The 19,419-nt window shown below is 71.7% G+C and carries 14 protein-coding genes; 8 read left to right on the forward strand and 6 right to left on the reverse strand.

The genetic code is table 11. The features are described from left to right. Positions 1–36: 36 nt before the first annotated feature. Both OVA15_RS03810 and OVA15_RS03815 read left to right on the forward strand, forming a co-directional pair. The gene (locus tag OVA15_RS03810; RefSeq protein ID WP_268143182.1) at positions 37–729 is read left to right on the forward strand and encodes a hypothetical protein; all 693 of its coding nucleotides are present in this window, start codon (positions 37–39) and stop codon (positions 727–729) included. Between the two features lie 41 nt (positions 730–770). Then, positions 771–2,378: a primosomal protein N' gene (locus OVA15_RS03815; protein WP_268143184.1), complete on the forward strand. Its 1,608-nt coding sequence runs from the start codon at positions 771–773 to the stop codon at positions 2,376–2,378. Between the two features lie 44 nt (positions 2,379–2,422). Here OVA15_RS03815 and OVA15_RS03820 read toward each other — a convergent pair whose 3' ends face one another. Together OVA15_RS03820 and OVA15_RS03825 are read right to left on the reverse strand one after the other, a co-directional pair. After that, positions 2,423–3,544, reverse strand: coding sequence for a glycosyltransferase family 4 protein (locus OVA15_RS03820; RefSeq protein ID WP_268143186.1), 1,122 nt, complete (start codon positions 3,542–3,544; stop codon positions 2,423–2,425). Then, a complete protein-coding gene (locus OVA15_RS03825) occupies positions 3,541–4,542 on the reverse strand; it encodes an alpha/beta fold hydrolase (protein ID WP_268143188.1) in 1,002 nt (333 codons plus the stop codon). The genes OVA15_RS03820 and OVA15_RS03825 overlap by 4 nt, the downstream gene beginning before the upstream one ends. 235 nt (positions 4,543–4,777) lie before the next feature. Here OVA15_RS03825 and leuS point away from each other — a divergent pair, with 235 nt between their 5' ends. The 3 genes from leuS (at position 4,778) to OVA15_RS03840 (ending at position 9,528) form a co-directional block, all read left to right on the forward strand. After that, positions 4,778–7,291, forward strand: coding sequence for a leucine--tRNA ligase (leuS, locus tag OVA15_RS03830; RefSeq protein WP_268143189.1), 2,514 nt, complete (start codon positions 4,778–4,780; stop codon positions 7,289–7,291). A 1-nt stretch (position 7,292) separates the two neighbouring features. Then, complete coding sequence (locus OVA15_RS03835; RefSeq protein WP_268143191.1) at positions 7,293–8,282, forward strand: DegV family protein; 990 nt, start codon at positions 7,293–7,295, stop codon at positions 8,280–8,282. Between the two features lie 133 nt (positions 8,283–8,415). Continuing rightward, positions 8,416–9,528 (forward strand): ComEA family DNA-binding protein, encoded by a 1,113-nt coding sequence (locus OVA15_RS03840; RefSeq protein WP_268143192.1) that lies wholly within the window; start codon positions 8,416–8,418, stop codon positions 9,526–9,528. Between the two features lie 57 nt (positions 9,529–9,585). Here OVA15_RS03840 and OVA15_RS03845 read toward each other — a convergent pair whose 3' ends face one another. Both OVA15_RS03845 and OVA15_RS03850 read right to left on the reverse strand, forming a co-directional pair. Then, the gene (locus tag OVA15_RS03845; RefSeq protein ID WP_268143194.1) at positions 9,586–9,798 is read right to left on the reverse strand and encodes a hypothetical protein; all 213 of its coding nucleotides are present in this window, start codon (positions 9,796–9,798) and stop codon (positions 9,586–9,588) included. Between the two features lie 214 nt (positions 9,799–10,012). After that, on the reverse strand, positions 10,013–11,857 hold the full coding sequence (locus OVA15_RS03850; RefSeq protein WP_268143196.1) for a calcineurin-like phosphoesterase family protein: 1,845 nt from the start codon (positions 11,855–11,857) through the stop codon (positions 10,013–10,015). Between the two features lie 530 nt (positions 11,858–12,387). On the opposite strand from OVA15_RS03850, the gene OVA15_RS03855 reads away from it, so the two are divergent. Continuing rightward, a complete protein-coding gene (locus tag OVA15_RS03855; RefSeq protein ID WP_268143198.1) occupies positions 12,388–14,886 on the forward strand; it encodes a ComEC/Rec2 family competence protein in 2,499 nt (832 codons plus the stop codon). A gap of 241 nt (positions 14,887–15,127) precedes the next feature. Continuing rightward, positions 15,128–16,135 carry a DNA polymerase III subunit delta gene (gene holA / locus OVA15_RS03860; protein WP_268143200.1) on the forward strand — a complete coding sequence of 336 codons (1,008 nt, stop codon included), beginning with the start codon at positions 15,128–15,130 and terminating at the stop codon, positions 16,133–16,135. A 219-nt stretch (positions 16,136–16,354) separates the two neighbouring features. Here holA and rpsT read toward each other — a convergent pair whose 3' ends face one another. Both rpsT and OVA15_RS03870 read right to left on the reverse strand, forming a co-directional pair. Further along, a complete protein-coding gene (gene rpsT, locus OVA15_RS03865; RefSeq protein WP_058870931.1) occupies positions 16,355–16,618 on the reverse strand; it encodes a 30S ribosomal protein S20 in 264 nt (87 codons plus the stop codon). Between the two features lie 172 nt (positions 16,619–16,790). Then, entirely contained in the window at positions 16,791–17,381 is a 591-nt protein-coding gene (locus OVA15_RS03870) for a type II toxin-antitoxin system PemK/MazF family toxin (RefSeq protein ID WP_268143203.1), read from the reverse strand. 189 nt (positions 17,382–17,570) lie between these two features. On the opposite strand from OVA15_RS03870, the gene lepA reads away from it, so the two are divergent. Then, the gene (lepA, locus tag OVA15_RS03875; RefSeq protein WP_024290505.1) at positions 17,571–19,418 is read left to right on the forward strand and encodes a translation elongation factor 4; all 1,848 of its coding nucleotides are present in this window, start codon (positions 17,571–17,573) and stop codon (positions 19,416–19,418) included. Position 19,419 lies beyond the last annotated feature (1 nt).

Below are 19,419 nucleotides of genomic sequence, written 5' to 3' on the forward strand. Positions count from 1 at the left end.
CGGGTTCCGCTCGCGACCGAGCGTGCACCCGAGGAGGTGCCGCCCACGCCCGGGCGTGCCCCCGAGCGGCCGGCCCCGGCGGGGGAGCAGGGGCCAGAGCAGCTGGCGCTGATGGCCGAGCCCGTCCGGAGCGCACGCGCCGGTGGGCGCGGTGCGTCCGGAGGCCGCGGCGCCCGGCACCGCTCGGGCCCGCTCGAGCCGGCGTACCTGGCCGAGACCGATCCGGTGGCCCGTGTGCGGCTCGAATCGCACCTGCCGCACCTGGACCGGCTGTTCGACTACGGCGTGCCCCAGGACCTCTCCGAGGGCGCCCAGGCGGGGACGCGCATCCGCGTGCGCTTCGGCGGGCAGCAGATGCGCGGCTGGATCATCGAGCGGAGCGCGTCATCGGAGGTCGCCTTCGACCGGTTGCAGCCCATTCTGTCGCTGCAGTCCGCCCTTCCGGTGCTCGTGCCGCAGGTGCTGGCCGTCGCCGAGCTCACGGCACAGCGCTGCGCCGGTACGGTCGCCGATGTCTTGCGCTGCGTGGTGCCCCGTCGCGTGGCCTCCGTCGAGAAGGCCGCTCTGGCCGCCCGCGATTCGACCGGGGCCTCAGCAGCAGTCGCCGCCGTGAATCCGGGTGCTGCGCAGCGAGCCGGTCATTCCGGTGCCGAAGAAGCCGCTGAGGCCCTCCCGGACGCGCAGGCCGAAGCTGACCCGGAGACCGCGGCGCACAGGGCCCGACCCTGATCGCAGCCGAGCCTGCGGCCCCGAGCGCCTGGTCGGAGTACGTGGGCGGCCGTGAGGCGATCGAGGCCCTGCGCGGCGGGCAGCGGGTGCGGGCCGTGGTGCAGGCCCTGCCGTCGCACCCCGAGCACGACCTCTACGACCTCATCGCCCAGGCGGTCGCCGCGGCGCTGGAGTCGGGGCGCGGAAGCGTCGTGGTGGTCCCGGATCACAAGACCCTCGAGCGCGCCCAGCGCGCTGTGGAGGCGGTCGTGGAGCCGCAGCTCGTGGCGAGGCTGCACAGCGAGGACAAGCCGACCCCGCGCTATCGGGCCTTCGTCCAGGCCTTGGAGGGCCACGCGCGGGTCGTGATCGGCACGCGCCCGGCGGTCTGGGCGCCGGTGGAGGACCTCGGCCTGATCGTGGTCGTCGACGACGGCGACCACAGCCTCGTGGAGCCCCGAGCGCCGTACCACCACGCGCGCGATGTGGCGCTGCTGCGCGCACAGCACGACGATCTCGGCCTGCTCGTCACGGGCCAGGCCGTGACTCCGGAGGCCGAGCGGCTCGTGGAGACCGGCTGGGCGAGCTCGATCGCCGCCCAGCGCCCGGTCCTGCGGGCGAACATGCCGCGGATCGAGTCGACCTCGGACTCCTGGCACGAGGCGCACGACCCCCTGGCAGGCCGTGCCCGGCTGCCGGAGACCGCGTTCCGCGTGGCGCGTCGCGCCCTGGCCGACGGTCCGGTCCTGGTCCAGGTGGCCAGGACGGGATATGCCCCGTCGCTGACCTGTCAGCGCTGCCGCAATGTCGCGCGCTGCACCGTCTGCGACGGACCCCTGTCGGTGCCGGCCCGCGGCAGGCTGCCGCAGTGCGGCTGGTGCGCCCGCCAGGCGGCGAACTGGTCCTGCGGCCACTGCGGGGCCACCCAGTGGCGCTTCTCCTCCGTGGGCTCGGAGCGCACCGCCGAGGAGCTTGGCAGGGCGTTCCCGCAAGTGCCGGTGAGCTGGTCCTCGGGCGATCAGGTCCGCCGGGAGATCCCCGCGGCACCGGCGCTCGTGGTGGCCACACCGGGGGCTGAGCCGCAGGCGGAGGGCGGCTACGCCGCGGCGCTGCTGCTCGATGGCGATCGCATGCTCTCCCGGCCCGGGCTGCGGGTGGAGGAAGAGGTGCTGCGCAAGTGGGTGCACGCCGCCTCGCTCGTGCGCCGCGGCAGCGCCGGCGGAACCGTGGTGGTGACCTCGGAGCACGAGCGTGTCGTGGCCTCGCTCGTGCGCTGGGACCTGCGCGGCCATGCCGCCCGCGAGCTGGCCGAGCGCCGGACCCTGCAGCTGCCGCCGGCCGTGCGCTGCGCCGCCCTGACCGGACCGCTGCCGGCGCTCGAGGCCTTCCTGGAGCTGGTCGATCTGCCCGACGACGTCCGCACCGTGGGCCCTGCTCCCGTCCATCAGCGCTGGGACGAGGAGGCCGAGGCCCCGCAGTCAGAGGCCGCCTCCGCAGACGTCCTCGGCGGACTTCCCGACGACGACGAGGCCCACCGCCTCCTGCTGTTCTTCACGTACTCGCAGGCCGCCGAGGTCACTCGACGGCTGCGCGCAGCTCGTGCCGAGGCCTCCGCTCAGCGCAAGCACGCCCCGGTCAACGTCCGCTGCGACGTGGCCGACCTGCTCTGAGACGAGGCGACAGGGACGAGACCGGGACGGCGGCTGCGTCGGCTTCAGGAGCGCCGGCTGCGCTCGATCTCCCGGGCCAGCTCCACCAGGGACTCGGCCGAGTCCCGCCAGGTCCAGGACGCCGCCCGCTCGAGCCCCGCCAGCACGCGGGCCTGGGCCACCTGCGGGTCCTCGAGCTCGGTGACGGCGCGGGCGAAGGCAGCGTCGTCGCCGGCAGGGCAGTAGGCGGCGGCCCGGCCGCAGACCTCGTGGAAGATCGGGATGTCCGTGCACACCACGGGAGTGCCCGCGCAGAACGCCTCCATCAGGGGCAGGCCGTAGCCCTCGGCCCGCGAGGCGTGCAGGAGCACTCCCGCTCTTGCCAGCAGACGCGCGTGCTCCTGCTCGGAGACCCCGTTGTGGAAGACGAGCCGGGCCTCGGGTCCGGCGGCCTGCACCAGGCGCTCCTGCTGGGCGGGGGCGACCCGCGAGAGCAGGTGCAGCCGCCGGTGCGGAAGCCGTGCCGCCATGCGTGCCAGGGTCTCCACGTCCTTGTACGGCATGAAGGATCCGAGGTAGACCATCGAGTCGTCGCGCTCGTCCAGTCGCTGCAGCGCGGTCTGTTCGCTGACGATCGAGTCCTGAGCCGCGGCATTCGGGATCACGCGCACGGGCCGGTCGCTCAGGCGCCTGCCCTGGATCAGCCCCGCGGAGGTCTGGGAGACGGTGGCCACGGCGTCGGCGCGGTTCAGGGCCAGGCGCTGCGGCCATGAGGCACGGTGGAAGGCGCGCCAGCCCAGACGAACGGGCAGCGGCAGCTCCGGCGGGGGCGCGGGGTGGTCGTAGTAGATCAGGTCATGCAACGTGAGGATCAGCCCGAAGCGCCGCCGCAGCGCCCCCATGGTCTGCATGGGGGAGAAGACCACATCCGGACCCCGGCGGTTGAGCAGCCGGCTCGTGAGCAGCTCCCCGGCCGAGACCGGATCCGGCCCCATGAACCACTCGAGGCGCGGGAGGTGCTGCAGCTGAGCCGGATCCGAGATCATCAGCTCGACCCGCAGCGAGGGATCCTGCGCGGCCAGCTGCGCCAGCCCGTGGGCCAGTCCTGCGCTGTAGCGCGAGATGCCGTCGTGCGGTCCCACCCGCACGTATCGGGCATCCAGCACCAGGTGCAGGGGGCCGGTCATCGCCGCCCCCTGCGCACGATCGGCAGCAGCTGCGTGAACTGCGAGGTGTTCGGCCGAGCCTGATCGATGGGCGGCAGCTCGTCGTGGACATCGATGGGCTCGGGATCCGGGCCCTGCACGAACTCGTGGATCAGCTCGGCGGTCTCGAGGGGCTTCTCGTAGTGGATGAGATGGCCGACGTCGTCGAGGATCACCAGGCGGCGCCGGCGGATCCAGGTGGCCATCCTCTCCTGCGCCTCGACGGAGCCCAGCGGATCCTGGGCGCCCACCACGAGCAGCACGGGCATGGACAGCAGCGGCGCGACCTCGGCGACGGTGCCGGAGATCGAGGCGCGGTAGGCCTCGGCCACCACGCGGCGATCGGCGAAGGAGCCGAAGTACGCGCGGTGCTGGTTCTCCACGTAGCTGCGCAGCTGCGGGTCCTGGGAGACCGTCATCTCCCGGCTCATGAGGTCGCTGACCGCGTGGCTGCGCAGGAGGCGCTCACCCATGGCCTTCGGCAGGCGCATGGCCAGGGTGTAGTAGGCGTCCGCGATCTTGGTGGCGGCTGCGTCCTGGGCGCTGAGCGCCGGCTCGCAGATGGGGTTCAGCAGCAGCAGCTGCTCGACCATGGCCGGGTGCTCGGCGGCCAGGTGCGAGGCGATCACCGAGCCGAAGGAGTGCCCGAGCAGCAGCACCCCTCGCTCGCCCTGCGGATGCACCGCGCCATCGGTGAGCTCGGTGATGAACCGGCGCAGGAAGCCGACGTAGTGGGGGATGTCGTGCGGGTCCTGGGGGAACGGCTCCGAGCGTCCGAAGCCCGGCAGATCCGGCACGACCACGTGGTAGCGATCGCGCAGGCGGTCGGCGATCAGCTGCAGGCCGTGGTGGTCGCCGCGGAAGCCGTGGACCATCACGTGCAGCGGCTTGCGCTGCGTGTCGATGTCGTAGAACCAGTAGCGGGTCTTGTACCCGTCGATTCTCATGCTGCGCTGCTCGGCCTGCGGATTCTGCTGCACGCGTTCCTCTCCGGGCGGATCTGTCCATGACTGCTCGGGTCCGAGTCTACGGAGGGCCTCGGACGCCGCGGACCCCCGGCGCGGATAGGATGGCGGCGTCATCGCGTCATGGTCGCAGCCCCTTCGGGCTCCCGGCGCGGATGGCGCACGGCGGCCGGGCTCAGTGCCCCGGCAGGACCGCACAGCAGTCGGACGAGAGACAGCCGGGGCAGCCCCGGCGGATGAAGGCAGGCACGTGAGCACGCAGCAGGATGGCCAGGAAGAGACCGGGCAGGTCTGGGACGCCCACGAGCTCGAGGCACGCTGGCAGGGCTGGTGGGAGCGCAACGAGGTCTTCCGTCCCCTCGACGACGGCTCCAAGCCGCGGCGCTACGTGCTGGATATGTTCCCGTACCCGTCGGGCGACCTGCACATGGGCCACGCCGAGGCGTTCGCCATGGGGGATGTGGTCGCCCGCTACTGGCGCCAGAAGGGCTTCGACGTCCTGCACCCCATCGGCTGGGACTCCTTCGGGCTGCCGGCGGAGAACGCGGCGATCAAGAACAACGCGCACCCGGCCGAGTGGACCTACCGCAACATCGAGACCCAGAAGGCCTCGTTCCAGCGCTACGCCATCGCTGTGGACTGGTCCCGGGAGCTGCACACCTCCGATCCCGAGTACTACCGCTGGACGCAGTGGCTGTTCCTGCAGTTCTGGCAGCGCGGGCTGGCCTATCGCAAGAACTCCCCGGTGAACTGGTGCCCCAAGGACCAGACGGTGCTGGCCAACGAGCAGGTCGTCGACGGCGCCTGCGAGCGCTGCCACACGCCCGTGACCAAGAAGTCGCTGAACCAGTGGTACTTCAAGATCACTGACTACGCCGATCGGCTGCTCGATGACATGGACCAGCTCGAGGGCGCCTGGCCCGAGCGCGTGCTGTCCATGCAGCGCAACTGGATCGGACGCTCGCAGGGCGCCCACGTCTCCTTCGGGATCGTGGACCGGGACGCCGACGACGCGGCGGCCGAGCGCGAGCTGACCGTGTTCTCCACGCGTCCGGACACGATCTTCGGCGCCACGTTCTTCGTGGTGGCAGCCGATTCGCAGCTGGCGCAGGATCTCGTGGCGCAGGAGCACGCCCAGGAGCTCGACGAGTACCGCGAGTCCCTCAAGGCCGTCTCGGACATCGAGCGCCAGGCCACGGACCGCACCAAGACCGGCGTGTTCCTGGGCCGCTGGGCCGTGAACCTGCTCAACGGCGAGCGCCTGCCCGTCTACGCCACGGACTACGTCCTGGCCGACTACGGCACCGGAGCGGTCATGGGCGTGCCCGCCCACGATCAGCGCGACCTCGACTTCGCCCGCGCCTTCGGCCTGCCCGTGCGCGCGGTGGTGGACACCGGGGCGGAGGACCCCGCCGAGACCGGTGCGGCCACCGGCGGCGACGGCGTCCTGATGAACTCGGGAGAGCTCGACGGGCTGAGCAAGGACGCCGCGATCGACAAGGCCATCGAGCTGCTCGAGGCCGCGGATGCCGGTGCTCGGCACATCAACTACCGCCTGCGCGACTGGCTGCTGTCCCGCCAGCGCTTCTGGGGCGCCCCCATCCCGATCATCCACTGCCCGCAGTGCGGCGAGGTCCCGGTGCCCGAGGACCAGCTGCCCGTGCTGCTTCCGGAGGATCTCAAGGGCGAGCAGCTGGCGCCCAAGGGCCAGTCGCCGCTGGCCTCGGTCGAGGACTGGGTGAACGTGGCCTGCCCGTCGTGCGGCGGGCCCGCCCTGCGCGACACCGACACCATGGACACCTTCGTGGACTCGTCCTGGTACTACTACCGCTATGTGTCCCCGCAGGACGAGACGGCCCCGTTCGATCCGGAGGCCGTGCGCCGCTGGGGCCAGGTGGATCAGTACGTGGGCGGCGTGGAGCACGCGATCCTGCACCTGCTCTACGCCCGCTTCTACACCAAGGTCCTGTACGACCTTGGCATGATCGACCACGACGAGCCCTTCGCCCGCCTGCTCAACCAGGGCCAGGTGCTCAATCAGGGCAAGGCCATGTCCAAGTCCCTGGGCAACGGCGTGGACCTGGGCCAGCAGCTCGACGCCTTCGGCGTGGACGCCGTGCGCCTGACCATGGTCTTCGCCTCCCCGCCGGAGGACGACGTCGACTGGGCGGATGTCTCTCCGGGCGGCGCCCAGAAGTTCCTGGGCCGCGCCTGGCGCGTGGGTCAGGACGTCGCCGCCTCGGGCAGCGCCGTCGACGCCGATCCGGCCGCCGGCGACGTCGCCGTGCGCCAGGCGACCCACCGCGCGGTCGCCGAGGCCGAGTCCGCGCTGGAGAACCGCAAGTTCAATGTGGTGATCGCCAAGGCGATGGAGCTGGTCAACGCGCTGCGCAAGGCGATCGACTCCGGGGCCGGTGCCGCCGATCCCGCTGTGCGCGAGGGCGCCGAAGCGGTGGCCGTGCTGCTGTCCCTGGTGACTCCCTACACGGCCGAGGACATGTGGCATGCCATGGGCCACGACTCGGCGGTGATCGATGCCGGCTGGCCGGTCGTCGACGAGTCGCTGCTGGTGGACGACACGATCACCGCCGTCGTGCAGGTCAAGGGCAAGGTGAAGGACCGCCTGGAGGTGCCCGTGGACATCGCCGAGGACGACCTGCGCGAGCTCGCGCTGGGCTCCGAGGCCGTGCAGCGGGCGATCGGCGACGCCGAGATCCGCAAGGTCATCGTGCGGGCCCCCAAGCTCGTGAACATCGTGGTCTGAGATGTCCGGCCAGCGCAGGATAGCGGTCGTCACCGACGACGCCGCAGCCCTGCCGCAGGAGTGGGTCTTCCCGCCGGCGGGCGGGACTGCCGGCGCAGACGTCGCCGGCCAGGACCCCGAACGCACGGAGGGCGCGGCGGACGCGTCGTCGGTGCTGACCGACGAGGACGAGCGCGCCGTGGCACGCTCCGGCCGTCCCGGGCTGGCCGTCGCGGCCATGCCCGTGTCGGTTGATGACACCGATCTCGACCAGGACCGCGACGACTGGCTCGCGGTGGTCGAGGAGGCTCTGGCGGCCGGGCGCAGCGCGGTGACCTCTCGGCCGTCGCCGGGTCAGCTGCTGCGCCAGTACCGTCAGCTGGAGGCGCAGGGCTACGAGGGCATCGTCTCGGTGCACTGCTCGGCCCAGCTCTCCGGCTCCGCCACCTCGGCCCGGATCGCCTCGGCTGCCGTCGGGATCCCGGTGGAGATCGTCGATTCGCGCACGATCGCCATGGCGGAGGGCCGCGGCGTCATGGCGGCGTGGGAGGCCGCCGGCGCAGGGGCCGATCTGGCAGAGACGGCCGAGGCGGCGCGGGCCGGCAGCGCGGCCAGCCAGCTGCTGCTGTGGGTGCCCGGGCTCGACGCGCTGCGCCGCGGCGGGAGGATCCCGCCGTCCGTGGCTGCGCTGGGCTCCATGCCGCAGGTGCGCCCGGTGCTGCGTCTGGTCAACGGCCAGCTTGCGATCGCCGAGCTGCCCATGGCCGAGCAGCGCGCCCGCACGAGGCTGCTGCGCCGAGCGGGTCGTGCGCTGCGGGATTCCACCCGGGACGTCCCCGAGGTCACCGTGCACCACCTGCTCGACGACCACGGCCAGGAGCGCGCCGAGGAGTTCGCCGAGCAGCTGGTGGCCGAGCACTGTCCCGACGCCCGCGCCCGCTGCGTGCCCATGCCCGCGGTGCTCGCCGCCCACGCCGGTGCCGGGGCGCTCAGCGTGATCATCCACGGCTGAGCCGGGCGACTCTGCTGCCCCCGCGCCTGCCTCGCGTCTCCACAGCGTCGGGATTCTCCCAAGCGCGGGGTGAAGCCTCTGCTGCGCACCTGCGCGGCCCGCCGGGATCCTGCCACCGCAGTGGACTGGGGGCATGACCCCTGTGACCCATCGCGGACGGCGCCGTCTGGAGCGAGAGCGGCCCGTCGAGCGCCTGCGCGGACTGCTGGATGACGACCTGCGCGCCACCGGCCACGACCTGCCCCACGACGACCGCCCCGAGGACTGGGTGGAGGACTCTGCCTCGGCACCCGAGACCGAGTCTGCGGAGTCGGCACCTGCCGAGAGCGGAGGGGCGGCCGCCGGGCGCCGACGGCTGCTCGCCGCGCCGCCCGCGTCGGGGTCGAGCTCGTCTGCGGAGCCCCTCGGGCCGAGGGCACTGCCGCTGGATCCCGACGAGCAGCCCTGGGTCTCGCCCATCCGCGCGCGTCTGCCCTGGGCCACACTGGGGATCGCGGGTCTGGTGCTGATCCTGGTGGTGGTCTCGGTCCTGCTTCGCGGGCGCGAGCAGGACGCCGTGGTCTCGGCTCCGTCCTCCGCAGGACCCGTCGTGGACGAGCAGGCGGGTGCCTCGCAGGCGGCAGCGGAGAGCGGATCCGTGGAGGGGGCGGAAGCGCTCGGTGCGGCCGGAGACGGAGCCAGCGCAGGGACAGCCGACGCACCGGCCTCCGGCAGCCCGGTCACGGTCCATGTGGTGGGGGAGGTAGGCGAGCCCGGGGTGGTCGAGCTGCCGGCCGGGTCCCGCGTGGCCGATGCGGTGGAGGCCGCCGGCGGGCTGTGCGAGTCGGCCGTGACCGATGCGGTGAACATGGCGGCCCCCGCGGCCGACGGCCTCCAGATCGGCATCCCGGACCAAGCACTGGCGGAGCAGTGGGAGCAGGACCCGCCGACGCCGTCCTCGGGATCCGGCGGGCAGACTGCCACCGGCAGCGCTCAGGCCGGATCTGCCGCCGCAGGATCAGGGGCAGCCGCAGGCGGGAGCCCCGAGGAGGGGGCTGGGCCTGCGGCCACGGGCGCAGCGATCGATCTCAACACCGCCACGGCTGCACAGCTCGAGGAGCTGCCGAAGGTCGGACCCGTTCTGGCTCAGCGGATCGTCGAGCACCGAGAGCAGATCGGCGGATTCCGCTCGGTCGAGGAGCTCGATGACGTCTCCGGCATCGGTCCGGCCATGATGGAGGCCATCGCGCCGCTGGTCACCGTGTGAGAAGGCCCCGACGGCATCCGTCGGGGCCTTCTTCCTGCGCTGAGGGCTCAGGCTCGATCAGGGGGCGGTGTCCATCTGGGCGAACTGCACGTGGGTCTGCCAGTCCTCGGCGGTGATCGGTCCGGGGGCCGGAGCCTCGGAATCCTCCGAGACGCCGGGGGTGAGCAGCGTGAAGGACAGGCCGGCCCCCAGCGCAGCGACCGTCACGAGCTGAAGCGGCCGCTGGTGCTTGGACTGGGGCAGGATTCGCAGGAGGCGAAGCTGGGTCATGATGCTCCTCGGGTGCTGATCTCGACGCCCCGGCCGGGGCCGGGCACTGCGGGGCGGCACTGCTGGTCAGGAGCAGAATGCGCCCTGCAGGTGTCCGGAACGTCGACGGCTGGTCTCCCGGAGCCGACCCCCGGACGACGGTTCGGCGACGCTCAGGCGAACGGACGGTGACCTGGTCCGCAGCGCCCGAGGGCAGCCGAAGCCGGAGGCCGCCTCAGGAGGTGACCGTGAACGTGATCCGCTCGGTCGTGGAGACGCCGTAGCGATCCGTCTGCGTCACGGTCGCCGTGTGCTCGCCCGGAGCGAGGTCCTCCGGCAGATCCAGACGCCACAGGTGGCCGGAGGCCTCCGCGACGGAGCCGCCGTGGACCAGCTGCTCCTGGGCCGCTGCGGGATCCGAGAACTCGGCGCCCACTCGCTTCCCCTCGCCCTCCAGCTGCTGGGTGCGCTGCGCCTGCTGAGCCGGGCGGCCGTCGATCGAGACGGAGACCTCGGTGCCCGTGCCCCCGGCCCACACGTTGGTGGTCAGCCAGGACTCGCCCAGCTCGTCCGCCGAGACCTCGAGCGGGGTCTCGAAGGCGGGTGCCTTCCCGACATTGCGACGGTTCGCGTCGTACCAGTCGCGGTAGGCCGGGGTGTTCAAGCCCAGGGACATCTGCTCCGAGGCCGCCCGCCCGGTGCCGATGAACGAGTCCTCGTACCGGTTGCCGTGGGCCTCCAGCGTGAAGACGCCGGGGACGGCGCCGTCGCGCTGCAGTGCGGTCGGGTAGCCGTCCTCCGTCACGCGCCCGGTGTACCAGTCGCCGGAGATCGCTCCTGCGGTGATGTGGTCGAACGGCAGCTCGTCCACGCCGTAGAGGCTCTTCCAGCCCTCCATGGAATCGCCCTCGCGCATGACCTCCAGCGTGTGGCTGTGACCGCCGAAGGCGACGGCCGGCCGGTCGCCGATGATGTCGTGGATCGCCTGGACCTGATCCACCTGGTGGCGGTCCGAGCCCTGGTCGTGCCAGTTCAGCAGCGGGATGTGCGCGGCCAGCACGATCAGCTTGTCCTCGGGGGTGTTCGCGATGTCCTGGCGCAGCCATGCGAGCTGCTCATCGTCGATGCCGCCGTCGTACGTGCCGTTGTAGGGCGCGCCCTGCGAGTACTGCACGGTGTTCAGCGAGATCACGTGCACGTCGCCGGCGTCGTAGGAGTAGTAGTCCGGACCGAACTGGGACCGGTAGGTGTCGAAGCGGTGGTCATAGTCCGCGTCGAGGTCCAGGTCGTGATTGCCCGGCAGGAAGCGGGCGGGTCCGTTGAGCAGCGACGTCAGTTCGCGGGTCTGGTCGTACAGATCCAGGTCATCGCCGACGATGTCGCCGATGAACAGCGCACCGCAGCCGGTGAAGTCGGTGCGCTGAGCAAGGTCGGCGAAGGCCCCGCGCAGGGCGTAGTCGACCTCCTCCTGCGTGTAGGTCTGGATGTCGCCGCCGATCAGGCAGCGCTGATCGCGGCTGAGCGTGTCCGTGGTGCGCGCCAGCGGGAAGTCGACGGCATCGGGCAGCGGGCCGGTCGGGTCGATGCCGCCGTAGCGCAGCTCGGGGGAGCCGGCGGGCATGTGGGTGTAGAAGAACTGGGCCACGTTGTCCTCGTCCACGGGGACCTGGTAGCCGGCCGGCTGGGTGAGGAACACCGTCTCGCCGTCGCGCACGGAGATCTCGTAGCGGCCCTGGCGATCGGTGGTGACGATCTCGCGGCCGTTGGAGACCTCCACCCCGGCGATCCCGCGCTCACCGGGGTCTTGCTGCGAGTTGCGGTTGCGGTCGTCGAAGACGGCGCCGTCCAGGACGTCCTGGTCGGCATCGGGACCGGCGGTGACGTCCACCTGGCCGCGGAAGGCCTTGCCGTTCCAGTCGTCTGCGGAGGTGGAGGATCGCGACGGCTCCTGGGCCAGGGCTGGCGCTGGCGCGAGCAGGGTGAGGCTCAGCCCCGCGGTGAGGACGGCGGCGCTGAGCGCGCGTCGTGGGCGAAGATCACGGAAACGGTCAGTGCTGGGGTGGGAGAGGTGCTGGGACATGATGCTCCTGACGGGTGGTGCGGAGGATGCAGATCCGTGCTCGACAGGGCCGGGGAGCGGACCCTGATCGGCCCTCGGCGGGGCGGACAGGTCCAGGCTGACCTGGGAAGATGTCCTCCGCTCCACCTGAGGGTCGACAGCAGTCGACCACTTCCCGTCCCGGTGCCGACGCCTCGGGAAACACTCGGTGCATTGACGTCTGGAGCTGCGCGGGGGTCTTGACGCACGTGGCTCGGTGCTGTGACCTGCGTCGCTGTCGCTGTCGCTGTCGCAACGAGGAGCGGTCGGGCCCTCGCGCCTCCACAGGGGACTCGTCCGAAGGCCGGCCGGACGGGGGGGCCTCTGCCCGCCTCAGCTGAGGACTGCCACGCAGGAGGCACTGGTGCAATGCGCCGGTGACCTCCTCCCGCCGTCCCGCCCGCGCCCTGCCTCCACGGGGTCGGCAGGAGCCGGGATCTGAACGGGGACGTGGCCGACGGAAGCCGGGCAGACCGAGTGGCGCCTCCGGAGCGGGTCCCGAGGCTCCAGGCGTGCTCGCGCGGCTGTGGCTGCGCTCGCAGGAGATGCCCGAGCGGTGGGCGCTGGCACACAGCGCTCGCCGGGAGGAGCGCCTCGAGGCGGCCCAGAGGGCGCTGCGCCCCACCTGGGACCTGCGCCTTGTGCCCGTGGCGCTGAGCGCGTGGGGAGCCGCGCTGCTGGGGACGTCGCAGCCGGAGTCGGTGGGCGCTGCGCTGGCAGCGGTGCTCGAGGTGGATCTCCTGCTGCTCGTCGCAGCGGGACTCGCCATGGTCCTCCTCGAGGCCGTGTTCGCTCGTCGGAGCGGGCGCAGACTGCCCGGGGGAGCAGCACCGGGCTCGCCTCGCGGCCGGACACTGGCCGCCCTGCTGCCGACGGCCGCATTGTGCGCGGTGGTCGTCGCGTGCGTCCTGCTGCGCGCGGGCACCCAGCAGCTGGCGGCCGCCGAGGACATGCGCGGGATGGGCGCAGATGCGCAGCGCGTGGTCGTCGAGGTGACCGACCGACCCGTGACATGGCAAAGCGCCACCGCCTCGAGCTTCGGGCCGGGACCGGAGGAGGTCGGCGAAGCCTCCAGCGGGGTCGTCGTGCCGGTGCGGCTGAGCAGCGGAGCCCGGGCCACCGTCTTCGCCCAGGACGGCCGGTGGGCGAGCCTGCGCAGCGGGGACCGCGCGGAGGCCGTGGTGAGCGCCCCCGAGATCGAGCAGACCGACCTGCAGCTGCGCAGCACCGGGCCGCCGCAGCCGATGACGGAAGCCCAGGACCGCCCGTCCCTGCTCGAGACGGCCACCGAGCGCTTCGCTCTGGCCGCACAGGCCCGCGGACCCGATGCCGCCGGGCTGCTGCCGGGGATGACCTACGGCGACCGCAGCGGACTGGACACCGGACTCGAGAAGGCCATGAAGGTCACGGGCCTGACCCATCTGACCGCCGTCTCCGGCTCCAACTGCGCCCTGGTCATGGCCCTGGCCGGCCAGCTCGCCCTGGGGCTGGGCGCCCGTCGGCGGGTGTGCGTGATGATCGGTCTCGGCGCGCTCGGGCTGTTCGTCGTGCTCGTGGGACCGGACCCCTCCGTGCTGCGCGCGGCGGTGATGGGAGCCGTGGCCGCGCTCGCGGTCCTCTCCGGGCGCGGACCCGTCTCGCTGGCCGCGCTGTCCACGGCCATGTGCGTCCTGCTCGTGATCGATCCGGGCCTGGGCCCCGAGTTCGGCTTCGCCCTCTCCGTGTGTGCCACCGCAGGGATTGTGGTGACCGCCCGACCGCTGACACGGGTCCTGGAGCACCTCATGCCCACGGTCCTCGCGATCGTGCTCGCCGTTCCGCTCGTAGCCCAGCTGTGGTGCGGGCCCGTGCTGGCGCTGCTGACGCCCACCGTGGCCACCTATGCCGTGCCCGCCAACGTGATCGCCGCCCCAGTCGTCCCGCTGATCACCGTGCTCGGACTCGCAGCTCTGATCCTGCTGGGGCTCGGAGGGCCCGTGGGGGAGGCGCTGGGCTCGGCGCTGCTGGAGCCGGGATCGTGGGCGGTGGGGGTGATCGCGCGCTCGGCCCGATTCTTCGCTGGGCTTCCCGGCTCCACAGCTCCCTGGCTGGGCCCTCCTGCTGGACCGGTGCTCATGCTGATCCTCAGTGCGGGGATGGTAGTGGCCCTGCACCGCTTGGATGCCCGCTGGATGGAGCGCTCCCGCGTGGGCGAGGTCCGCTCCGGACCGGCACCCGGCCCCGTCTCCGAGGCTGCCTGGATCCGGGCCCGACGACGCGAGCGGGCCTGGCGCAGCGCCGGGCTGATCGTGATCGCGACGGGCATCGCGGCCCTCGTCGCGGTGCTGCGCTGGCCGGATCAGCATGCGGAGCAGTGGTCGGTGCTGGCCTGCGACGTCGGCCAGGGCGATGCCGTGCTGCTGCGCGGTCGCCAGGACGACCGCGAGTCCACGGTCCTGATCGATGCCGGGCCCGATCCGGGTGCGCTGCGCGGCTGCCTGAAGGACGCCGGGGTCGAGCACCTGGACCTGCTGGTGCTCACCCACGACCACGCCGACCACGTGGCCGGCGCCGAGGGCCTGGGGCAGTTCGTGGAGATCGATCGGGTGTGGTGGTCCTCGGCCTCCGGGCGGGCCCCGAGGAGCTCGCCGGACTGGACGACCGCGCCGCCCGCCCGACGATCGGGCAGCGCTTCGAGGGCGCGGGGCTGGAGCTGCTCGTGCTCGCCCCCGATCCCGCGACGGCCCGGATCAGCCCCGAGTCCGAGGACGAGAACAACGCCTCGATCGTCCTGCGCGCCGAGGTCTCCGACGGTTCGCAGCGCTTCTCGATGCTCGCCGCGGGGGACCTGGAGGAGTCGGGGGCCGGTGCCCTGCTGCGCACGGACCCCTCCGTGCTGGACGTGGATCTGCTCAAGGTCTCCCACCACGGCGCGCGCAACGGCGGGGTGGCGATCATCGACGCCGCTTCACCGAGCCTGGCGCTGGCCTCCGTGGGAGCGGACAACGACTACGGCCACCCGCATCCCGTGATCACCGAGCATCTGGCGCAGGGCTCGATCCCCCTGACGCGCACCGACCGGATGGGTGCGGTGGCCATCCACGTGCAGGACGGTGCGCTGGTGGCCCAGGCCACCGGGTGAGCCGCCCGAGCCGAAGCCTCCCGGGGGTCCGAGACGGCGGGACCCAGGCGGCGCGGAAGCTCGAGCAGCAGATGCCCGTCGCAGCTGTGGGCGAGCGTCTGCTGTCTGCCGCTCGTGCGATCCTTGGGGACATGACTCCGCCTCGTCGTCGCACCGCCGCAGCCGCCGCCCCCGGAGTCTCCTGGCGCGATGTCGAGCCTGCCCCTCTGATCCTGATCACCGGCAAGGAGGGCTTCCTGATCGCCCGCGCCGTGGACCGGCTGCGGGCCCAGCTGAAAGAATCACGCGGGGCCATCGAGCTCTCGCGAGTGGACGCGTCCGGCTACACGCCGGGTCAGCTCCAGGTGCTGGCCAGCCCGTCGCTGTTCGAGGACCCCAAGCTGATCGTGATCGAGGATCTCGCGCAGATGAGCGAGGACCTGCTCAAGGACGGCCTGGAGTACGTGGGACAGCCGGATCCCGAGGTCGTGGTGGTCTTCGTGCACTCGGGCGGCAATCGCGGCAAGAAGCTGCTCGACGCCCTGAAGGCCAAGGCGGTCGTGGTGGATGCCGCGCCGCTGAAGAACGACCGCGACAAGGTCGAGTTCGTGCGCCACGAGTTCCGCACCCATCAGCGTACGATCGACCCGGATGCCGCCCGAGCGCTGACGCAGGCCGTCGGCAACTCCACGTCCGAGCTCGCCTCGGCGTGCTCGCAGCTGCTCTCGGACGGCCCGGAGCACATCACCTTCGACGTCGTGGAGACCTACTACGGCGGGCGCGTGGAGGCCACGGCCTTCAAGGTCGCCGACGCCGCCCTGGCCGGTCAGCCGGCGGCGGCGCTGAAGCTGTGGCGGCAGGCCCTGGACACCGGCACGGACCCGGTGCCCATGGTCGCGGCCCTGGCCGCCAAGGTGCGGCTCGTGGCCGCTGTGCACGGTGTGAGCGGCAGCGCGAACCAGCTGGCCGGGCAGGTCGGGGGAGCCCCGTGGCAGGTCGAGCGCGCGCAGCAGGAGGCCCGTCGCTTCACAGAGGCGGACATGGTCAAGGCCTTGCGCGCGCTGGCGGAGGCCGATGCTCAGGTCAAGGGCGAGTCCCGCAGCGCGCCGTACGCGGTGGAGAAGGCGATCACCACCATCGCGCTGTCCGGACGCCGCTGAGACGCGGGCCCTCGACCCAGCGCGCTGGCGAGGAGTCGCTCGCGCCGGCCATCCGCCCCTGAAGGCCTGCATTCGAGACCCCTCGCGGCGGAGGTCGCACGAAGCCGGTTGCCATGCCGTCGTCACGGCCCGGGGACAGCGAATGGTCCCGCTCCCTCGAGGGGAGCGGGACCATTCGACGAAGCGCCGCGGCCGCGGCAGCCGGATCCGAGAAGCGGATCAGGCCATCGAGGCGACGCGCTTGGCGAAGCCCGACTTCTTGTTGGCCGCGTTGTTCTTGTGCAGGACGCCCTTGGAGACGGCCTTGTCGTACTTGCGGGAGACGTCGCGCAGTGCGGTCTCGGCAGCGGACTTGTCGCCGGAGGCGACGGCCGAGTCGAGGCGGCGCACGTAGGTCTTCAGCTCCGACTTGTACGCGTTGTTGCGCAGACGCGACTTCTCGTTCGTCAGGATGCGCTTCTTCTGGGACTTGATGTTAGCCACAGGTACTCCTCTTCACAGGTTCACGTTGATCGGGTCGGTGAGGGCTCACGGCCGACTCTGACTGAGACATGAGAGTGGGGACGCTCGCAACAGTCAGCCGCTGTGCCCGGCGATCAGCGCGGACACACAGCGTACAAGCCTACCAGAGCGGGGCCCCGGGAGCCCCGAGGCCTCAGCCGCGTCGCTCGAGTCCTCGGGCGACGTCGTCGAACCGGTCCCGCGGCAGCACCGCGCCCTCGCGGCGCACGTCCTCGGGTCGGACCCGGATGACTCGGTCGAGCTTGACCTCGGACGGGCGGCCGTCGCGGTCCCAGGCGCCGGTGCCGATGTCGAGGTAGTCGGCATCCGAGGAGCTCGCGTTGTTGCGGTCCTTGGAGGTCAGCATCAGCACGAGCAGGTACGGACCGTCATGGCCGACGATCAGCACGGGCCGGTCCTTGCCGCGGGAGTGGTCCTCCTCGTAGGGCACCCAGGTCCACACGATCTCCCCGGGATCCGGCTCGCCGTCGGGATCCGGGGCGTAGGACACCGCCACACGGCCCCGGTAGTCACCGGGGTACTCGCCGGACAGGCCGCCACGGGAGCCGCGCGACGACGACGGCGCTGCGGGGCGCTGCTGCGATCCGGGCTGGTCCCGAGGGGTCGTGGAGGTCGAGGGTCCCGAACTCGCTCGGCCGCTCTCGCGCTGGAGGCGCTGCACGACCCGATAGCCGCGCAGCAGACCGCGGGCGACCTGCTGGAAGTTGATGTTCATGTCCGCCATTGAACCAGGCCGGATGCCCGGGAGCGGCTGAAGTCCGGTCGACCGACCCGGCACAGCATCGGCTGGGCGCGGTCGTCGCGACGAGCGCGGCGCAGAGGACATGAGACACTGGGCCATTGATCCGCCCTGCCCGTCGGGCGCCGAGCACTGAACAGTCGCGCGTCCGGATCGACCAAGAGAGGCCCCGCCTTGTCCCCACTGGCCGCCCATCCGCCGGTGCCCGCGCGCACCGACCAGTCGGTGCTGCGCAACTTCTGCATCATCGCGCACATCGACCACGGCAAGTCCACGCTGGCCGATCGCATGCTGCAGTCGACCGGCGTGGTCACGCCGCGCGAGATGAAGGCTCAGTACCTGGACCGCATGGACATCGAGCGCGAGCGCGGCATCACGATCAAGTCGCAGGCGGTGCGCATGCCCTGGGGCGTGAACGGCACCGACTACGCCCTGAACATGATCGACACCCCGGGCCACGTGGACTTCACCTATGAGGTCTCCCGCTCGCTGGCCGCCTGCGAGGGCGCGCTGCTGCTGGTGGACGCCGCGCAGGGGATCGAGGCGCAGACCCTGGCCAATCTCTACCTGGCCATGGAGAACGACCTCACCATCATCCCGGTGCTCAACAAGATCGACCTGCCGGCCGCTCAGCCGGAGAAGTACGCCGAGGAGATCGGCAACCTGATCGGCGAGGACCCGGAGCGCGTGCTGCGGGTCTCCGGCAAGACGGGGGAGGGCGTCGAGGAGCTGCTGGACCGCATCGTGGAGGAGATTCCGGCGCCGTCGGGCGATCCCGAGGCTCCCGCCCGTGCCATGATCTTCGACTCCGTGTTCGACACCTACCGCGGTGTGGTGACCTACGTGCGGCTCTTCGACGGCAGCCTCAAACCGCGCGAGCGCATCGAGATGATGTCCACCGGGGCCCAGCACGAGCTGCTCGAGATCGGCGTGATGTCGCCGGAGCCCAAGCCCACCGACGGCCTGGCCGCGGGGGAGACCGGCTACCTCATCACCGGCGTGAAGGACGTCCGCCAGTCCCGTGTGGGCGACACCGTCACCACCGCCGTCAAGGGCGCTGAGCAGGAGCTCGGCGGCTACGAGGACCCCAAGCCCATGGTCTTCTCCGGGCTGTTCCCGATCGACGGCTCCGACTACCCGGTGCTGCGCGACGCCCTGGAGAAGCTGCAGCTCAACGACGCCGCCCTGGTCTGGGAGCCCGAGACCTCCACGGCGCTGGGCTTCGGCTTCCGCTGCGGCTTCCTGGGCCTGCTGCACCTGGAGATCACGCGCGAGCGCCTCGAGCGCGAGTACAACCTGGATCTGATCGCCACGGCGCCGTCGGTGTCCTACGACGTCACGACCGAGGACGGCACCGAGCTGCTGGTCACCAACCCGTCCGAGTTCCCCGAGGGCAAGATCAAGGAGATCCGCGAGCCGATGGTCGCGGCCACGATCCTGGCGCCATCGGAGTTCGTGGGCACCATCATGGAGCTCGCCCAGTCCAAGCGCGGCCAGATGGGCGGCATGGACTACCTCTCCGAGGACCGCGTGGAGCTGCGCTACCGCCTGCCGCTGGCCGAGATCGTGGTGGGCTTCTTCGACCAGCTGAAGTCCAAGACCCGCGGCTACGCCTCCTTGGACTGGAAGGCCGACGGCGACGAGGTCTCCGAGCTCGTGAAGGTGGATCTCCTGCTGCAGGGGGAGCGCGTGGACGCCTTCTCCGCGATCACGCACAAGGACAAGGCCTACTCCTACGGCACCACCATGGCGAACAAGCTGCGCGAGCTCATCCCGCGCCAGCAGTTCGAGGTCCCCGTCCAGGCGGCGATCGGCTCGCGGATCATCGCACGAGAGAACATCCGGGCCATCCGCAAGGACGTGCTCTCCAAGTGCTACGGCGGCGACATCACCCGCAAGCGCAAGCTGCTCGAGAAGCAGAAGGAGGGCAAGAAGCGCATGAAGATGGTCGGTCGCGTGGAGGTCCCCCAGGAGGCCTTCGTGGCAGCGCTGTCGGCTGACGAGCCGGAGAAGAAGAAGTAGT

The organism is Kocuria sp. SL71 (genome assembly GCF_026672465.1).
GTDB lineage: Bacteria > Actinomycetota > Actinomycetes > Actinomycetales > Micrococcaceae > Kocuria > Kocuria palustris.